The following is a 16415-nucleotide window of genomic DNA, read 5'->3' as shown; positions in this document are numbered from 1 at the left end:
CCCCCCCCCCCCCCCCCCCCCCCCCCCCCCCCCCCCCTCCCACACCAACACCCCCCCCCCCCAGATTACTACGCGTCTCGTGGGCTCGGAGATGTGTATAAGAGACAGGCACGTTCACGAACGGTGGCGCCGGGTCCGTCGAGACACCGCGCCAGACTACCCACAGCGGGTCGTGTCCTCGGCGTCCTTGTGCGGAGCCGATGTCGGCAGGCTGGCCGGCGTCCGCACGTCCGGAAGCGGCACCGCTGGCTCGTCCGCCGCACCGCGCAGGCGGCATGATCACGCCATGACCGTCGCCCGTTCGCTCGTCCTCTTCGCGCTCGCAGCGATCGCCGAGATAGGGGGCGCGTGGCTCGTCTGGCAGGGCGTTCGCGAGCACCGTGGCTGGGCGTGGGTCGGGGCGGGCGTCATCGCCCTCGGCGTTTACGGTGTCGTCGCGACGCTGCAGCCGGACGCGCACTTCGGGCGGATCCTCGCCGCGTACGGCGGGGTGTTCGTCGCGGGGTCGCTGCTCTGGGGCATGGCCGTGGACGGGTTCCGGCCGGACCGGTGGGACGTCGCGGGGGCGCTCGTGTGCCTGCTCGGCGTCGCGCTCATCATGTACGCGCCGCGCGGCGCGTGACGCGTCCGGCGCGCGTCAAGGGCCCCTACGGTGGCCGCATGGGCCGTTTCCACGTCGGGATCTCCGGGTGGCGCTACGCGTCGTGGCGCGGTGACTTCTACCCCAAGGGCCTGCCGCAACGGCTCGAGCTGACGTACGCCGCGGAGCGGATGACCTCGATCGAGCTCAACGGCTCGTTCTACTCCCTCCAGCGGCCGACGTCCTACGCGCGCTGGCGCGAGTCGGTGCCCCGAGGCGTCGACTTCGCCGTCAAGGGTGGCCGCTTCATCACTCATCTCAAGGCCCTGCGCGACGTCGAGGCCCCGCTGGCCAACTTCTTCGCCTCGGGGGTCCTCGCGCTCGGCGAGCAGCTCGGCCCCTTCCTGTGGCAGCTGCCCGAGCGGTTGACCTTCGACGCCGACCGCCTCGACGCGTTCTTCGCCCAGCTCCCCCGCACGACGCGTGAGCTCGCCGACCTCGCGGCCCGCCACGACGACAAGCTGGCCGACGACCGGGTCCTGACGACCACCGACGTCGACCGGCCCGTGCGGCACGCCCTCGAGCCACGACACCCGAGCTTCGACACCGACGAGGCCCGCGGGCTGTGCGCCCGGCACGGGGTGGCCGTCGTCGTCGCCGACACCGCGGGCCGCTTCCCCGTGATGCGCGACGCGACGAGCGACTTCCGCTACGTGCGGCTGCACGGCGAGACGACGCTGTACTCCGGCGGCTACTCCGACGCCTCGCTCGACCGGTGGGCCGAGCAGTGCCGGTCCTGGGCCGACGAGGGTCACGACGTGCACGTCTACTTCGACAACGACATCCAGGGCCGGGCGCCGTACGACGCCGTGGCCCTCCTCGAACGCCTCGGCGCCGCGCCGACCCCACCCGACCATGGCTGAGCCACCCGGCCGCTGCCGACAGCGGCGACCCGCTAGGTTCGGACCGTGAGCCGCAGCGTCTACCTCGCCTCACCGGAGGGCCTCACCGGCAAGTCCGCGGTGGCCCTCGGACTGCTCGACGCACTCGTGCGCGAGGTCGGCTCGGTCGGCGTCTTCCGACCGTTGACGACGCTCGGCGGCACCGGACCCGCCGACGAGGTCGACCACATCGTCGAGATGCTCGTCGCCCAGCCGGGCACCGACCAGACGTACGAGGAGGCGCTCGGCGTCACCTACGCCCAGGCCCACGACGACCCCGACGAGGCGCTGCACGTCATCGTCGAGCGGTTCGGCCGCCTCGCGAAGCGGTTCCAGGTGATGCTCGTCCTCGGCTCGGACTACACCGACGTCTCCACCGGCACCGAGCTGTCCTTCAACGCGCGCGTCGCCGCCAACCTCGGGTCGGCCGTCGTCCTCGTCGTCCACGGTCGTGACCGAACGCCCGAGCAGGTGCGCGTGGCCGCGGACGGAGCCCTGGCCGAGCTGCGGGGCAACCACGCTGAGCCGGTGGCGGTCATCGCCAACCGCGTCGAGCCGGACGACCTCGAGGCCGTCCGTGCCGCGCTCGCCGACCTGCCGTTCGCCGTCACCGCGGCCCTGCCCGAGAACCCGCTGCTGCGGGCTCCGAGCTTCCGGCAGCTGACCGAGGCCACCGACGCACGGCTCGCCCTCGGCAACGCGGCGTGGATGGACCGCGACAGCCTCGGCCTCGTCGTCGCCGCGATGAGCCTGCCCAACGTGCTGCCGCGGCTGCGCACCGACGTGACCGTCATCGCCCCGAGCGACCGCAGCGACCTCGTGCCGGGGCTCGTCCTCGCCCACCAGTCCGGCACGTTCCCGAGCCTCGCCGGTGTCATCCTCACCGGCGGCTACGAGATCCCCGAGGCCATCGCGCGCCTGTCGGCCGGCGTGCAGCAGGACCTGCCGATCGCCCTGACCGACGCCGACACGATGACCACCGCGGGCCGCGCGTCGCGCGTCTTCGGGCCGATGACCAAGTCCTCGCGCAACAAGATCGAGGTCGCACGGCGCCTCTTCTCCGAGGGGGTCGACCAGTCGGCACTCCTCACCGCCATCGACGTGTCGTCGTCGTCGGTGCGCACGCCGCTGATGTTCGAGTTCCAGCTCATGGAGCGCGCTCGCTCCGACCGCCGCCACATCGTCCTGCCCGAGAGCGGCGACGACCGCATCCTCGAGGCCGCCGACGTGCTGCTGCGCCGCGGCGTCGCCGACCTGACGCTGCTCGGTGAGGAGACGACCGTCCGGGCCCGCGCGTCGACCCTCGGGCTCGACCTCGACGACGCCCGCGTCGTGTCCACCACCGACCCCGAGCTCGTCGAGCGCTTCGCCGCGGAGTACGCACGGCTGCGCGCCCACAAGGGCGTCACGCTCGAGCGGGCCCGTGAGGTCGTCACCGACGTCTCGTACTTCGGCACGATGATGGTCCAGCTCGGCCTCGCCGACGGCATGGTGTCGGGCGCCGTCCACACGACGGCGCACACCATCCGGCCGGCGCTCGAGTTCGTCAAGACGCGCGACGGCGTCGACACCGTGTCCAGCGTCTTCCTCATGTGCCTGGCCGACCGCGTCCTCGTCTACGGCGACTGCGCGGTCATCCCCGACCCCACGGCCGAGCAGCTGGCCGACATCGCCGTCTCGTCGGCGCAGACCGCGCGCCAGTTCGGCATCGAGCCGCGCGTGGCGATGCTGTCCTACTCGACCGGCTCGAGCGGCTCGGGCGCCGACGTCGAGAAGGTCCGCGCCGCAACGGCGCTCGTCGCCCAACGTGCCCCCGACCTCGCCCTGGCGGGCCCCATCCAGTACGACGCCGCCATCGACCCGACCGTCGGACGCGCCAAGCTGCCCGGCTCGGACGTCGCCGGACGAGCCACGGTGTTCGTCTTCCCCGACCTCAACACCGGCAACAACACGTACAAGGCGGTGCAGCGCAGCGCCCACGCCGTCGCCATCGGGCCCGTCCTGCAGGGCCTGCGCAAGCCGGTCAACGACCTGTCGCGGGGCGCGCTCGTCGACGACATCGTCAACACGGTGGCCATCACTGCCGTGCAGGCGCAGGCCGACGGGCAGGAGCCGGCATGAGCGACGCCACCCGACCCGTCCTCGTCCTCAACGCCGGGTCGTCGTCGCTCAAGTACCAGCTGCTCGTGCCCGAGACCGGTGACGTGCTCGCCAACGGGCTCGTCGAACGCATCGGAGAGCCCGGTGGCGGCGTCGCGGACCACGCGGCAGCGCTGCGGGCGATGACCGACCGCCTGCGCGCCGACGGCGTCGACCTCGACACCGTGCCGCTGCGTGCCGTCGGTCACCGCGTCGTCCACGGTGGTGCCGACTTCTCGGCGCCGGTCGTCATCGACGACGACGTGCTCGACCGCATCCGTCAGCTGAGTCCCCTTGCGCCGCTTCACAACCCGCCGGCGGTCACCGGCATCGAGGCCGCCCGCGACCGCTACGCGGTACCGCACGTCGCGGTCTTCGACACCGCCTTCTTCGCAGACCTGCCGGCCGCCGCGTCGACGTATGCGCTGCCCCGGAGCCTGGCCCGGGAGCACTCGATCCGTCGGTACGGCTTCCACGGCACGTCGCACGCCTACGTGTCCCGCGCCACGGCCGAGCTGCTCGGACGCGCCGAGGACCCGACGTTCCGTGTCGTCGTCCTCCACCTCGGCAACGGGTGCTCGGCCTCGGCCGTGCGCGGCGGCCGCGCCCTCGACACCTCGATGGGACTGACGCCGCTCGAGGGCCTCGTCATGGGCACCCGGTCCGGCGACGTCGACCCGGGCCTGCACGCCTACCTGGCTCGCGAGGCCGGCCTCTCCCTCGACGAGATCGACACCCTGCTCAACAAGAGGTCGGGCCTCGTCGGCCTCGCCGGCGTCAACGACTTCCGCGAGCTCGTCGAGCGGATGGACGCCGGGGACGACGACGCGTCGCTCGCGTTCGACGTCGTCGTGCACCGGCTCAAGCGCTATGTCGGTGGCTACGTCGCGGTCCTCGGTGGTCTCGACGCGCTCGTCTTCACCGCCGGCATCGGCCAGAACAGCCCGCGGCTGCGGGCCGCCGTCACCGAGGGCCTCGATGCGTTCGGTGTCCGCGTCGACGCCGAGCGCAACGCCGCGCGGTCGGCCGGGGCACGAGTCGTGTCGCCCGACGGCGCCCCCGTGGCCGTGGCCGTCGTGCCGACGAACGAGGAGCTCGCGATCGCCCGGCAGACCGCCGACCTCGTGGGCGCGCAGACGGCCGCCCGAGACTGAGCCGGCGCGGGCGCCGGAGCCGCTCAGCCGTTCTCGCGCTCGAGGTACTCGCGCAACGACAGGGGCCGGCGGCCGGTGAGGCGCTCGACGTCGTCGGTCACGCCGTCGAGCTCGCCGGCGCGGATCGCCGCGTACGTCGACACCCACGCGTCGACCTGCCACCTCGGGGCCCCGTACGTCTCCCGCGACGCGTACGCCTCCTCGAGCGTCTCGTCGTGGAAGGTGACGGGACGACCGGTGACCTCGCTGTAGGTCCGGGCCGCCTCGGTCAGCGTGATCGACTCGGGGCCCGTGAGGTCGTACGTGGCGCCGGCGTGCCTGCCGGGGTCGAGAAGCACGGCCACGGCGGCTCGGGCGATGTCCTCGTGCGCGACGACCGCAGCGCGCCCGTCACCGGCCGGACCGCGGATGACACCGTCGTCGCCCGTCATGTGGGGCACGAACTCGAGGTAGAGGTTGTCGCGCAGGAACGTCCACGCCATCCCGGAGGCACGCAGGTGCTCCTCGGTGGCCGCGTGGTCGCGGGCCAGCGTGAAGGTGGCGTCCGGCGCCGCGCCGAAGAAGGAGACGTAGACGACGTGCCGGACACCGGCGTCCGCCGCGGCGTCGACGAACGCCTTGTGCTCCGCGAGGCGGTCGACGTTCTCGGCGGCCGACACCATGAACAGCGTCCGGGCGCCATCGAGAGCCGCCCGCGCCGAACCGCCGTCGGCATACGTGCACACGTGGGTCACTGCGCCGGGCAGCTGCGGCGCGCGGGCCGCGTCGCGGACGAGGAGACGCTGGGCCACCCCACGCTCGGCGAGGTCACGCGCGACGAGTCCGCCGAGCCACCCGGTGGACCCGGTGACGGCGAGGGGCGGGCTGGGTTCGGCCGGAACGTCACTCATGCCCCGAGCGTACGCAGTGCCGGTTCCCGGCGGACCAGGTCGGTGCGGCCTCGACCGGCCCGGGCCGTGGTGATGCGGCTCAACCCGGACAGGTGGACGTACGGTGTCCACGTGACCGACAACGCGGCTGACGCCTCCTCCGTCCGGACGCCCGAGCCCCCGGACCGGCCGGGTCCGGCTGTGCCCGGTCGGGCGGCCGCCCCCCGTCCCACGGCGCCCGGTTCCGCCACCGGCCCGGCCACGGCACCCGCCACCGACTCCACCGGCTCCGCCACCGGGAACACGACCGACTCCACCGGCGACGCCCTCGGCCGGGGCGGCATCGAGGCCGCGGCCGTGCCTGCCGGTGTCAAGACCGCCAGCGAGTGGTCGTGGCGGCTGCTGCTCATCATCGGTGCGCTCTACGTGCTGACGATGATCCTGCGCGGCGTGTCCGAGGTCGTCGTGCCGGTGGCCATCGCGCTGCTGCTCACCGCGCTGCTCCGCCCCGTGACGAACCGGCTGCACCGACGGCTGCCCACGGGCGCGTCGGCCGGCCTCACCGTGTTCGGCACGATCATCGTCATCGGTGGGCTGTTCACCCTCGTCGGCACGCAGTTCACGAGCGGGCTCTCGGACCTGACGGCCCAGGTGGCCACCGGCATCGGCCAGATCCGCGACTGGGTGCGCACCACCTTCAAGATCACCGACGCGCAGTTCGACCAGTACTTCGACACGATCCGCCAGAAGGTCAGCCAGTCGGGCAACCTCGGGGACACCGCGGCCGCCGTCGGCCTCACGGCGACGCACTTCGTCGCTGGCCTGTTCATCGCCCTGTTCTCCCTCTTCTTCTTCCTCTACGAGGGCCCGCGCATCTGGTCCTGGATCGTGCGGCTGTTCCCGCTCACGGCCCGCGAGCGCGTCGACTCCTCGGGCGTCGTCGCGTGGGGACAGCTGTCGGCGTTCGTGCGGGCCACGATGATCGTCGCGCTCGTCGACGCCATCGGAATCTCCGTCGGCGCCGCGATCCTCAAGGTGCCGTTCGCCTTCGCCATCGGCATCCTCGTGTTCCTCCTCGCCTTCATCCCCATCGTGGGAGCCCTCCTGTCGGGTGCGGTGGCAGTGCTGCTCGCCCTCGTGGCGCACGGTCCGGCGGTCGCGATCATCATGCTCGCCGTCGTCATCGGCGTGCAGCAGCTCGAGTCGCACGTGCTCCAGCCGTTCCTGCTCGGCAAGGCCGTCAGCGTCCACCCCCTCGCCGTCATCCTCGCCATCGCCTGCGGGTCCATCATCGCCGGCATCGTCGGGGCGCTCGTCGCGGTGCCGTTCGCGGCCGTCTCGAACGCCGTCGGCAAGCACCTGCTCTCCGGGGAGTCCCCCGACGAGCTCGACCGGACCCCTGGGCACTCCCCGCACGACGAAGGCGCACCGGCCCAGACCTGACGGCGAGTCTCAGCGCGACACCGGGGCGACCTGGTCGAGGAACGCGTGGACCGCGGCGTCCCACAGCTGCGGCCGTTCCATGTTCGGGTAGTGGGCCGTGCCCGGCACCTCCTCGTAGCGCCCGTGCCGGACCGCGGCGGCGAGGCGTCGGCCCATGTCGCGGTGGTCCTCGGAGTCGAGGCCGCCGCACAGCGCGAGCACCGGCACGTCGATGTCGCCGAGCCGGTCCCAGGCGTCGTGGACCGGCTCGGGCAGGACGGCGTCGGGGCTGGCGTGGTGCGCGAGCGTGTCCGTGAGCATCCGCCGGCAGCGCTCGACGGTGTCACCCCGGACCTCGTCGAGGGAACGTGTCGGCCCGGCGCAGAACGCCAGGCTGGCCTCGACGTACGCTGCGGCGTCGCGCTCGGCGATGGCCCGCCCCCATTCGTCGAGGATGCCGAGCACCCAGGGGTCGGAGAAGGTCGGGACGCTCGTCGCCGTCCCGCTGACGACGATGGCCCGGACGAGCTCCGGGTGCTCGAGGGCGGCGTCCGTAGCAGCACCCCCACCCATGGAGACGCCGACGAGGACGGCCGGGCCCGCGTCGAGGTGGCGCACGAGCGCGGCCACGTCGTCGCAGTGGCGGCTCGGCACGTCGAGCGTCGACGCTGCGCCGTGACCGCGCAGGTCGGGAACGACGACCCGGTACCGGGCGGCGAGGACGGGGACCTGCTCGTCCCACATGCGGTGGTCGAGGCCCCCTCCGTGCAGGAGGAGGACGAGGTCGCCCTCGCCCGTGTCGGTGTAGGTCAGGTGGCCGGGGTCGAGGTCGAGGCGTTCCATGGGCGGGCTCCCGGGGTGTGGGTGGGCTGGTGGGACGTGGACGAGAAGGTGGGGTGACGAGCGCGTGGACACGGCCGGGCGGCGTCAGCGGCCGCCGGCCGTGTCAGGGCCCGCCGGCTGCGTCGACGGCGGCGACGTCGGGATGCGGCCGTCCCGCGTCGGCCCCGGCGACGGCCCGGACGCCGTCCGTGAGGCGGCCGAGGACCTCGGCGCACCGCGCCAGGTCCTCCGGGTCGATGCCCGCGGTGGCCGCCTCGAGACCGACGGCCTCCGCGCGGTGGACGTCCGCGAGGACCTCCTCCCCTCGGGGCGTCACGGCCACGAGACGGGACCGCACGTGCGCGGGGTTGTCGCGCAGCTCGAGGTAGCCCAGCCGGACGCCGTCGTCGACGACCTTCTGCACGCCCTGGCGCGTCACGAGGAGGGCCCGCCCGAGATCCGGCACCGTCTGCGGGCCGTCCTCGAGGACGAGCACGAGGATCGCGCGGAGCGCGAGGGTGAGCCCCGTGCCCTCCAGCAGCCGGGAGACCGCGCGTGCCGAGTACTGGTGGAGCGGCCGGACATGACGCAGGACCGCATAGGCCGCCTCGACCCGATTCATGACAACCAAGTTGTCATGGTGCGGCCCTGCCCGCAAGGGTGCGCGACGGCGCCCCCACCCTCGTGGAGGGAGGGGGCGCCGGGGACGATGGTCCTTACTGGGAGACGGCGCGACGGGCGAACAGGGCCCGCTCGTCGAGCTCCTCGGCCTCGTCGGCGAACTCGGGCGTGTCGAACACGTCGGCGGGGATGCCACCCTCGGTGTAGCGCGGTTCGGCCTTGGCCTTGAGCGCGTACGTCGGCTTCGGCACGGGCACCGGGCTCCAGCTCCCCGGTGGCAGCTCCTGCTCGGCCTCGTCGCCCGGCACGGCAGCCCGGCCAGTGGTCGCGCCCGACCCTCCGCGCGACACGTCTGCCACCGCGACGGCTCCGGTGACGGCAGCCTGGACGTCGAAGACCCGCTCCCGCGCTGCACCCTCGGCGGCCTGCCGGGCCACCGTCGGCTCGACGGCGGGGATGACGACGCGGTCGACGCCGAGCGGCGTGCGCGTACCGCGGGTCGATGCCGGCGACGCGACCTCGTGGGCGGTCGAGTGGATGACCTGGGTGTCGTCGCTGGTCAGCACCGGCTCCGGGGCGACGCGCCGGCCACGGGACCGTGAGCCGCGGACGCGACGCACGCCGCGCGCCGCGGCGGCCCGGACGCGGTCGTGCTGGGCCTCGGTACGCAGCCAGACGAGGACGGCGAGGACGGTGAGCACCGCGAAGGGGACGGAGACCCACAGCAGGACGCCGGTGACGGCCAGCGTGACCGACGCCGGGATCCACAGGACCGACGCGAGCAACACCACTGCACGAATCCGCCTCTGCGCCATGGGGACCCGCGCGGGCCGACCGGCCGTGGACCGGGCCTCGACCTGCGCGTCGTGGAGGTCGTCCGCGACGACGCGCTCGACGTGGAACTCGTCGAGGGGCTCCTCGGCGCGACGGGCCACGAGCGGGGACGGGCGGCGGCCGGCAGGCACCGCGCGCTTGACGTCGACCGTCGGGCGGGCGGTGCGGGCCGGCGTCACCGACCACGAGTGGGGGCGTGGCGTGCGCGGCTCGACGGCCGGCAGGACGGGGCGCTTCTCGAGGACGCGCATGGCCTCGGAGAACCCGTCGACGGACCTGGTGGCGGCGGCGTCCTCGCGGCGGCGCATCCAGTGCTGCACGAGGTAGGCAGCCCAGATCGCCACGATGACGACGAAGATGAGGCTGCTGACTGGCACGAACCCCACGGTAGGGCGACCGCGCGCGCACGCCCTGCACATTCGGGGCGTGTCGCGCAAGAGGCTGGTGTTACACCTGTGACAACCGCTCGAGGAGCGTGCCGCCGCCGAGCTCCTCGCGCGTCACCGCGAAGGACCGGTGGTCGCGCCACCGGCCGTCGATGTGCAGGTACCGCTCACGCACGCCCTCGTCGCGCAGCCCGAGCCGGCGGACGACCCCGAGCGACCGCTCGTTGTCGACGCGGATGTTGACCTCGACGCGGTGCAGGCCGGCCGGGCCGAGGGCGTGGTCGATGGCCAGGGCGAGCGCTCGCGTGGCGATGCCCCGGCGCGTCACCCCTTGGGCGACCCAGTAGCCGGCGGCGCAGGACTGCTGCGCGGCCCGGACGATGCCGAACAGGTGCACCTGCCCGACGATGCGCCCCTCGACCTCGATGGCCCAGGGCATCGCGCGGTCCGCGCGCGCCTCGGCGTCGAGCTCGCGGACGAAGTCGCGGAAGGACACCGGGGCCCGGGCCTCGGCACCCGGGGGCAGCGTCGGCTCCCACGGCCTGACGTGTTCGGCGTTCTCGCGGCGCACCCACTGCCACTCGCGCTCGTCACCGAGGACGAGCGGGCGCAGCAGGACGGGCTGGTCGGTCGACGCATCGCGCAGCACCACCGGCCAGCGACCCCGGCCGTCGCGGACCGGTCGCCAGGGCATCCTCATCTCGGGCGCCGAGCCGCCGCGGGCTGCGTGGACCCCGCGTTCAGGTCGGTGGTCACGTCGGGGGTCACGTGGAGGGTCACGTCGGGGGTCACCTCGGTGGTCACCTCAGTGGTCACTGCCCGGGATCTGGTCGAGGGCGTGCCCGAGCACGGGCTCGAGCACGTCGAGAGCGTCCCCGACGCCACCTCGCGAGCCGGGCAGGTTGGCCACGAGGGTGCGCCCGGCGATCCCGACGAGCCCGCGCGAGAGCATCGCGGTCGGCACGCCCTTGGCGACACCGGCCGCGCGGATCGCCTCGGCGACGCCCGGAACGAGGCGGTCGAGCAGCGGCGCCGTCTGCTCAGGCGTCACGTCGGTGGGCGTCAGCCCCGTGCCGCCGGTCGTGAGGACGAGGTCGGGCTCGCTGGCGAGGACGTCACGCAGCTCCCAGCCGAGCTCGTCACCGTCGGGCACGACGAGGGCGTGGCCCACCTCGAAGCCCCACGAGCGCAGCCGCGCGACGACGACCGGCCCGGAGCGGTCCGGGTAGATGCCCGCGGCCGCGCGGGTGGAGGCCGTGACGACGACCGCCCGCCGGCCGCGGCCGAACGCCTTCGCGTCACTCACGCCAGTCCCCCGACCGTCCCCCGGACTTGGCCGTGACCCGGACGTCGGTGATGCGGGCGTGCTTGTCGACGGCCTTGACCATGTCGACCAGCGCGAGCGAGGCGACGGCGACGGCCGTGAGCGCCTCCATCTCGATGCCGGTGCGGTCGGCGGTGCGCACGGTGGCGGTGATGTCGACGCCGTCGTCGGCCACCGTGAGGTCGACCGCGACGCCGTGCACCGCGACCGGGTGCGCGAGGGGCACGAGCTCGGGGGTGCGCTTGACGGCCTGGATGCCGGCGATCCGGGCCACGGCGAGCGCGTCACCCTTGGGCACGACGCCGTCGCGCAGGGCCGAGACCGCCGCGGCAGACAGGAGGACGCGTCCGGCGGCGCTCGCCTCGCGCGCGGTCACGGGCTTGGCCGACACGTCGACCATGTGGGCGCTGCCGTCGGCCCGCACGTGGGTCAGCCCTCCAGGGGCACCAGGGGCACCGGAGGCACCAGGGACACCCGCCGCGTCGGGCACGTCGGCGACGTCGGGGACGTCGGAGGTCGCCGCCACCTCAGTCCTCCCGGTCGAGCACGAGGACGTCGACGACCTCGCCGGCGACGAGCTCGGTGACGTCCTCGGGGACGATGAACAGGGCGTTGGCCCGCGAGAGGTCGGCCACGAAGTGCGACCCCTGCCCGGCGACCGGAACCGCGACGAGCGTGCCCTCGGCCGAGCGCGACACGACGGCCCGCCCGAACTGCCGCCGGCCCTCGAACGAGCTGACCCCCGAGATGAGGGTGGCCGGACGCATCCGGCGCTTCTCGGGCGCCAGGCGCATGAGGCGTCGGAGAGCCGGGCGGACGAACACCTCGAACGAGACGAACGAGGACACCGGGTTGCCGGGCAGCGTGAAGATCGGCACCCGTCGACCGTCGGGGGCCTCGAGCCGGCCGTAGCCCTGCGGCTTGCCCGGCTGCATGGCCACCTTGACGAACTCGACGCCTCGCGAGGCGAGCGCGCTCTTGACGACGTCATAGGCACCCATGGACACGCCACCGCTGGTGACGACGATGTCGGCGTCCCGGACCGCCACGGACAGCGACTCGATGAGCTCGCTCTCCGAGTCGCCCACGGCCTGACGGATCTCGGCGGAGGCGCCGGCGGACACCGAAGCGGCCCAGAGCATGGAGGAGTTGGAGTCGTGGATCTGCCCGGGCCGCAACGGCTTTCCGGGCTCGACGAGCTCGGACCCGGTCGACATGACGACGACCCGCGGGCGGCGGTGCACCTCGACCTCGGCGTACCCGCACGCGGCGAGGAGCGCGATGGTGCGGGACCCGACGACCTCGCCCGCCGGGACGACGACGGTGCCGCTGCGCACGTCGTCGCCCTTGGGCCGCACGAAGGTCCCGACCGGCACCTCGGCCCGGCACTCGACCTCGCCGGTGGCCGCACCGTCGGTGTCCTCGACCTTGACGACGGCGTCGGCGCCGCGCGGCATCGGCGCGCCCGTCATGATGCGGGCGGCCTCGCCCGGCCCGACCTCGAACGTCGGGTCGTCGCCGGCGGCCACCTCGCCGACGATGCGCAGCCGCACGGGCGAGGTGTCGGCGCCCTCGACCGACGAGGCCTGCACCGCGTAGCCGTCCATCGAGGAGTTGTCGAAGTGCGGGAGGTCGACCCGGGCGCGGACGTCGCGCGCCACGACGAGCCCGAGCGACTCGGTGAGCGGCGTCCACGCCGTGGGCATCGGCTCGAGCGTCGAGAGGATGGCCCGCAGGTGCTCGTCGACCGTCCGGAGGTCGCCGGGCTGCTCGGCGGGTTCGGACGCGGCCGTCACCGGCTCCCCGAGGACGGCGTTGTCGAGGACGCGCCGGTAGCCGTCGATGAGGACCTCGCCGACGCACCGGACGTTGCGCCCGAAGACGGGGTCGCCGATGACGCGCAGGCTCGTGCACTCCTTCATCGACGGGACCCCGTGCGGGAACCGCTTCTCGAACCCCGGCACGAAGCGGTACGCCGAGTCGAGGTCGACGTACGGTTCGGGGCCCTCGGAGGTCTGGACGATGTGGTAGCCCTCGTCGAGCTCGAAGAAGTCGGAGCGGATGACGAGCAGGTCGTTGGTCGTCTTGACCGGGCGGAACCGGGTGCGCGGGACGAGGATCGCCTGGCTGCCCTCGAACACCTCGATGGCCGCACCCATGGCCGACTCCATCTGGATGACCTCGGGCGAGGTGGGGTCGGCGGGGTCGACGTTCTTGCGGTTGACGATGATGGGCAGGCCGAGGACGCCCTCGCGCGCGGTCATCCGCTCGCGCAGCACCTCGAGGTCGATCCACACGTTGTTCGCGTTGAACGTGCCGTGCCGGTTGATGTCACGGAAGTGCCGCTCCTCGCCCTCGGCGACGGTGGCGGTGTCGCGCAGGACGATGCGCCCGTCGCACTTGCGCACGGCGTGGTGACCGCCCTTGCGGTCGCTCTTCGTGCGCTTGCACACCTCGGCGACGAACGGCAGGCCGCGCTCGACCATCCATGCCGCGACGTCGGGGTCGCACGTGGCGCCGAGGTTGTCGGAGTTGGACAGGAACGCGTAGCGGATCCCCTTGGCGAGGAGCGCGTCGAGGACGCCCGAGGTGACGAGCGAGACGTAGACGTCGCCGTGCCCCGGCGGGCACCACTCGAGCTCGGGGTCGGCCGGCCACCGGACCGGTGTGAGGTCGTCGGGGCGCAGCTTCGGCTCGGCGTTCTGGATGAAGTCCAGGGGCAGGCCGTCGACGGGCAGCGAGTCGTACTTCTCCAGGATGCGCAGCGACTCGTCGTGGGTGCGGAAGCTGTTCATGAGCACGAGCGGCAGCGCGACGTCCCACTGCTCACGCAGCGCGAGGACCTGCTTGGCGATGATGTCGAGGAAGGTCAGGCCGTCCTTGACCTCGAGGGCGGACTTGGCGCCCGTCATGCCCATGCCGGTGCCGAGGCCGCCGTTGAGCTTGATGACGGCGGTCTGCGACAGGGCGTTGCGCGCCTCCTCGTCGGTGACCGAGACCTTGCGCAGCTCGGTGACCTCGGCGAGGGGCTCGATGGAGTCCTCGGGGATGGTGCCCTGCGCGCCGCCCTCGAGCTGTTCGTAGTAGTACTCGAAGACCCTGATGGCCTCGGCACCGAGGCCGCGTCGCTCCATCAGCTCGACCGACGCACGCAGCCCCTGGTCACTCATGGGCATCACCTTACGATGGGCCGCATGTGTGGTTCCCGGGAGCAGCCGAAGTCCACGCTCGGGGGTCGGGCGTGAACGCCCCGGACAAGCGTGAGGTGCGTCACGCCGCACGCGAGCGCCGGCGTGACCTCGTCGCCGGTCTCGACGCCGCCGCCACGGACGCGGCCGGTGCGGCCGTCGCCCGGGCGGTCCTCGCGCTCGTCCCCGAGGGTGGGCGGGTGGCGGTGTACGAGTCGTTGCCGGGAGAGCCCCCCACCGGGCCGCTCGTCGAGGCGCTGCTGGACTCCGGTCACGAGGTGCTCGTACCCGTGGTGCTCGGCGACTACGCGCTGGAGTGGCGTCCGGCCGTGCGCGGTGCGCTCGCCGACGCATCGGTCGTGCGCCGGCTGCGCGGTGCGCCCTCGCAGGCCGAGCGGTCGGCCTGGCTGGGCCAGGACGCGCTGGCGACCTGCCGCGTCGTCCTGACCCCGGGCCTGTCGGTCGACCGGCACGGCACCCGCCTCGGCCAGGGCGGCGGCTGCTACGACCGGGCGCTGCGGCACCGGGCGCCCGGCGCCCTGGTCCTCACACTCCTGCACGAGGGCGAGGCGAGCGAGGTCGACCTGCCCCGTGAGGCCCACGACGAGCCCGTCGACGGCTGGGTGACGACGAGCGGACGCGTCGTCCTGCTCACCTGAGGCGCACCACGGCACGACGTGGCACGGCACGGAGGCGTCACGGCTGCGGCGTGCCCGGCGGGACGAGCGTCAGCTCGTCGTCGGTGCCGTCGGCCACCGCCGCGTCGGAGAACGGCCACGGGAAGGACTCGTTCGCGGCCCACGCGTCGATCTGGTCGGCGTAGTGGTCCTGGTAGGCGTGGCCGGACTGGCCGGTCGAGTTGACCCACCTCGAGGCGTCGAGGTTCGACAGGTCGACGACCATCCGCATCGAGGGACCCGTCGTGACGCCGTAGCCGGGTTTGGAGGCGTTCCACGAGTTGGCGTTGACGATGGAGTTGCCGCCGCCGAGCCCGATGCCACCGCGGTCGAAGAGGGCGCGCACGGCCTCGGGCACCGAGGGGTCGCCCATCACCGGGTGCTTGAGGTCGAGCTGGTGCAGCCGTCCCCAGCGCCACGTCGAGGGCACCTTGCCCAGCTCCCTGGCGAGGTCGAGGCGGGCCTCCACGAGCGCGCGCTTGAGGATCTCCCCGGAGCCCTCCGTGACCCCGGGCGTCGTCCGGTCGTCCCACCAGTCGTTCTTCGGGTCCTTGAGCAGCTGCTCGACGACGACCATCCAGCGGCTGCCCCCGTCGGGGGCGATGTCCGGCGGCAGCTCGTCGAAGGTGTACTCGAGCAGGTGCTTCCACACCGCGTTGTAGTACGCGGCGGCCGCGGAGTCGCGGGATTTGTCGTCCGGCTGGCTGCCGTCCCAGTCGCGCAGGAGGCGCTGGGCCTGCCCGGTGAAGTCGTCGACCTGCACCGCGAGGAGCCGCTCGACGAGGGCCGGCGCGTACGTGTTGCGGACGTCGCCCTGCACCCGGGCCATGAGCTCGGGCGACACCTTCGTGGCAGCCGCGAGGAGCGTCCGGATGCGCTGGGCCCGGAAGCCGTAGTCCCACTCGCTCGTCAGGAACGGCCGGGTGCTGGCCGTCACGGCCTGGTTGGCCGTGACGATGAAGCCCTCGGGCGGGTCGTACGTCGCCGGGAGGTCCTCGAAGGGCACGTAGCCCTTCCAGTCCCACTGGCTGTCCCAGCCGGGTGCCGGCCAGTACCCGGGTGGGGCGCCGGGCGTCGCGGACCGGCGCACCGGGATGCGCCCGGGCGACTGGTAGCCGATGTGGCCCTCGGTGTCGGCGTAGACGAGGTTCTGCGACGGCACGGTGAACAGGGCCGCCGCCTGGCGGAACTCGTCCCAGCTGCGGGCCTTGTCGAGGGCGAAGATCGCGTCGCCGGTCGTGCCCGGGGTCAGCGCCGTCCAGGCGAGCGAGACCGCGTAGCGGTTGGTCTGCGCGGCGCCGCGCACGGCGAGCCGGTCCCCGGCCTCCTCGATGGAGGACACGACGTCGGACATGATCGGGCCGTGCACCGTGGCGCGGACGGTGATGGTGACGTCGGCTCCGCCGGCCACCCGGATCGTCTCGTCGCGGGTCCGCACGGGCTCCTGCTTGCCGTCGC

15 protein-coding genes are annotated in these 16415 nt (G+C 73.4%); 6 read left to right on the top strand and 9 right to left on the bottom strand.

Going from position 1 to position 16415, the window contains the following annotated elements:
• Positions 1-286: 286 nt before the first annotated feature.
• Genes ACPYOM_RS15200 through ACPYOM_RS15185 form a run of 4 tightly spaced genes read left to right on the top strand, consistent with a single transcriptional unit; the run spans position 287 to position 4814 of the window.
• Complete coding sequence (locus tag ACPYOM_RS15200; RefSeq protein WP_481346603.1) at positions 287-622, top strand: YnfA family protein; 336 nt, start codon at positions 287-289, stop codon at positions 620-622.
• A 38-nt stretch (positions 623-660) separates the two neighbouring features.
• Positions 661-1503, top strand: a complete 843-nt coding sequence (locus tag ACPYOM_RS15195; protein WP_481342307.1) for a DUF72 domain-containing protein — start codon at positions 661-663, stop codon at positions 1501-1503.
• A 45-nt stretch (positions 1504-1548) separates the two neighbouring features.
• On the top strand, positions 1549-3642 hold the full coding sequence (gene pta / locus ACPYOM_RS15190) for a phosphate acetyltransferase (protein ID WP_481346602.1): 2094 nt from the start codon (positions 1549-1551) through the stop codon (positions 3640-3642).
• A complete protein-coding gene (locus tag ACPYOM_RS15185; RefSeq protein WP_481346601.1) occupies positions 3639-4814 on the top strand; it encodes an acetate/propionate family kinase in 1176 nt (391 codons plus the stop codon). Before pta ends, ACPYOM_RS15185 begins: the two co-directional genes overlap by 4 nt.
• A 23-nt stretch (positions 4815-4837) precedes the next feature.
• Here ACPYOM_RS15185 and ACPYOM_RS15180 read toward each other — a convergent pair whose 3' ends face one another.
• The gene (locus tag ACPYOM_RS15180; protein ID WP_481346600.1) at positions 4838-5704 is read right to left on the bottom strand and encodes an SDR family oxidoreductase; all 867 of its coding nucleotides are present in this window, start codon (positions 5702-5704) and stop codon (positions 4838-4840) included.
• A gap of 111 nt (positions 5705-5815) precedes the next feature.
• Here ACPYOM_RS15180 and ACPYOM_RS15175 point away from each other — a divergent pair, with 111 nt between their 5' ends.
• Positions 5816-7126, top strand: coding sequence for an AI-2E family transporter (locus ACPYOM_RS15175; RefSeq protein WP_481346599.1), 1311 nt, complete (start codon positions 5816-5818; stop codon positions 7124-7126).
• A gap of 9 nt (positions 7127-7135) precedes the next feature.
• On the opposite strand, the gene ACPYOM_RS15170 is transcribed toward ACPYOM_RS15175, so the two are convergent.
• From ACPYOM_RS15170 to ACPYOM_RS15140, 7 genes are all read right to left on the bottom strand, one after another.
• Positions 7136-7948 carry an alpha/beta fold hydrolase gene (locus ACPYOM_RS15170; RefSeq protein ID WP_481346598.1) on the bottom strand — a complete coding sequence of 271 codons (813 nt, stop codon included), beginning with the start codon at positions 7946-7948 and terminating at the stop codon, positions 7136-7138.
• A gap of 103 nt (positions 7949-8051) precedes the next feature.
• Positions 8052-8549 (bottom strand): MarR family winged helix-turn-helix transcriptional regulator, encoded by a 498-nt coding sequence (locus tag ACPYOM_RS15165; RefSeq protein ID WP_481346597.1) that lies wholly within the window; start codon positions 8547-8549, stop codon positions 8052-8054.
• Positions 8550-8643: 94 nt separating this feature from the next.
• Positions 8644-9759 carry a hypothetical protein gene (locus tag ACPYOM_RS15160; protein WP_481346596.1) on the bottom strand — a complete coding sequence of 372 codons (1116 nt, stop codon included), beginning with the start codon at positions 9757-9759 and terminating at the stop codon, positions 8644-8646.
• Positions 9760-9829: 70 nt separating this feature from the next.
• Positions 9830-10462: a GNAT family N-acetyltransferase gene (locus tag ACPYOM_RS15155; protein WP_481346595.1), complete on the bottom strand. Its 633-nt coding sequence runs from the start codon at positions 10460-10462 to the stop codon at positions 9830-9832.
• A 111-nt stretch (positions 10463-10573) separates the two neighbouring features.
• Positions 10574-11074, bottom strand: coding sequence for a MogA/MoaB family molybdenum cofactor biosynthesis protein (locus ACPYOM_RS15150; protein ID WP_481346594.1), 501 nt, complete (start codon positions 11072-11074; stop codon positions 10574-10576).
• Entirely contained in the window at positions 11067-11492 is a 426-nt protein-coding gene (moaC, locus tag ACPYOM_RS15145) for a cyclic pyranopterin monophosphate synthase MoaC (RefSeq protein ID WP_481342313.1), read from the bottom strand. The genes ACPYOM_RS15150 and moaC overlap by 8 nt, the downstream gene beginning before the upstream one ends.
• A gap of 127 nt (positions 11493-11619) precedes the next feature.
• Complete coding sequence (locus ACPYOM_RS15140) at positions 11620-14262, bottom strand: UTP--glucose-1-phosphate uridylyltransferase (RefSeq protein ID WP_481346593.1); 2643 nt, start codon at positions 14260-14262, stop codon at positions 11620-11622.
• A 71-nt stretch (positions 14263-14333) separates the two neighbouring features.
• Between ACPYOM_RS15140 and ACPYOM_RS15135 the strand changes: the two genes are divergently transcribed.
• On the top strand, positions 14334-14939 hold the full coding sequence (locus tag ACPYOM_RS15135) for a 5-formyltetrahydrofolate cyclo-ligase (RefSeq protein ID WP_481342296.1): 606 nt from the start codon (positions 14334-14336) through the stop codon (positions 14937-14939).
• A 37-nt stretch (positions 14940-14976) separates the two neighbouring features.
• On the opposite strand, the gene ACPYOM_RS15130 is transcribed toward ACPYOM_RS15135, so the two are convergent.
• The coding region (locus ACPYOM_RS15130; protein ID WP_481346592.1) for a penicillin acylase family protein at positions 14977-16415 on the bottom strand (1439 nt) is incomplete at its 5' end.

The organism is Monashia sp. HAY1-2A, assembly GCF_056755315.1.
This window is presented reverse-complemented; position numbering and strand designations above follow the sequence as displayed.

Bases quoted from the DNA above. Each gene is read 5' to 3' on its own strand.
- ACPYOM_RS15200 (WP_481346603.1), top strand. From the start codon at position 287: ATGACCGTCGCCCGTTCGCTCGTCCTCTTCGCGCTCGCAGCGATCGCC.
- ACPYOM_RS15195 (WP_481342307.1), top strand. From the start codon at position 661: ATGGGCCGTTTCCACGTCGGGATCTCCGGGTGGCGCTACGCGTCGTGG.
- ACPYOM_RS15185 (WP_481346601.1), top strand. From the start codon at position 3,639: ATGAGCGACGCCACCCGACCCGTCCTCGTCCTCAACGCCGGGTCGTCG.
- ACPYOM_RS15180 (WP_481346600.1), bottom strand. From the start codon at position 5,704: ATGAGTGACGTTCCGGCCGAACCCAGCCCGCCCCTCGCCGTCACCGGG.
- ACPYOM_RS15170 (WP_481346598.1), bottom strand. From the start codon at position 7,948: ATGGAACGCCTCGACCTCGACCCCGGCCACCTGACCTACACCGACACG.
- ACPYOM_RS15165 (WP_481346597.1), bottom strand. From the start codon at position 8,549: ATGAATCGGGTCGAGGCGGCCTATGCGGTCCTGCGTCATGTCCGGCCG.
- ACPYOM_RS15155 (WP_481346595.1), bottom strand. From the start codon at position 10,462: ATGCCCTGGCGACCGGTCCGCGACGGCCGGGGTCGCTGGCCGGTGGTG.
- moaC (WP_481342313.1), bottom strand. From the start codon at position 11,492: ATGGTCGACGTGTCGGCCAAGCCCGTGACCGCGCGCGAGGCGAGCGCC.
- ACPYOM_RS15140 (WP_481346593.1), bottom strand. From the start codon at position 14,262: ATGAGTGACCAGGGGCTGCGTGCGTCGGTCGAGCTGATGGAGCGACGC.